Raw genomic sequence first — 752 nt, 5'->3', positions numbered from 1 at the left:
GTCCCAGAGCGTGTGTATCAAGCGATTGATAAAACGCCTACGTACCCTGGACGTACTGATTATGAGATAAAGCCACGCGATCGTGCGCCGAGTGATTCATCTGTGCGTGAAGCACGCATTGCAGACTCCTTTAAGCGAACGGATTGGATTGAGTCCAAACCTGCGCCTAAACCAAATGTAGGTAAAGAGCGTCATGCTGAACCTGCACCAAGCAAGCGAGAAGTCCACGCTTACCATGAACTGCTAAAAACACCCGACTTCGAATCGCAACAAGCTGAGCAACCGACATCGATAGAGTCCGCTCGAGAAGTGAGTTTGCCTCAAGTTACAGCGTTGGGGAAAGCGTTGGTCGTTGTGGATGAACAATTGGTTCTGATGAGCAGCGACAGCGGCGTAGCATTAGTTTCATTACCTCGATCTGAGTTCTATCGCACCAAAGGTCAGTTGACGCCAAGTGAAGGAGCGTTAAAAGCGCAGCCTTTATTAGTACCGTTGTCGATGAAGTTGGACACTGACTTAGTGAAGTTGGCACAAGATTATCAACAAGACTTTGCTCAGTTGGGTATCCAATTAAAAGCCAGAAATGATAAAGCGCTAATGGTCATGGGCGTGCCAGCACCATTACGCCAACAAAACTTACAAAATTTAGTACCAGATCTGTTATCTTACGCGCAAACGTGGATGAAGGGAGAAAAGGCGTCAACTCAGACGCTTCCTGCGCTAATCGATTGGCTTGCTGAGCAGGTAACAAC

At 47.7% G+C, this 752-nt stretch carries 1 pseudogene; it reads left to right on the top strand.

Annotated features, from left to right (window positions below):
* Positions 1–752 (top strand): annotated as a pseudogene (locus R7O13_RS26460) (DNA mismatch repair protein MutL); the annotation flags it as partial.

Source organism: Vibrio sp. Y176, from assembly GCF_033438945.1.
The sequence above is the reverse complement of the archived record's forward strand: the minus strand, read 5'-3'. Positions and strand labels throughout refer to the sequence as shown.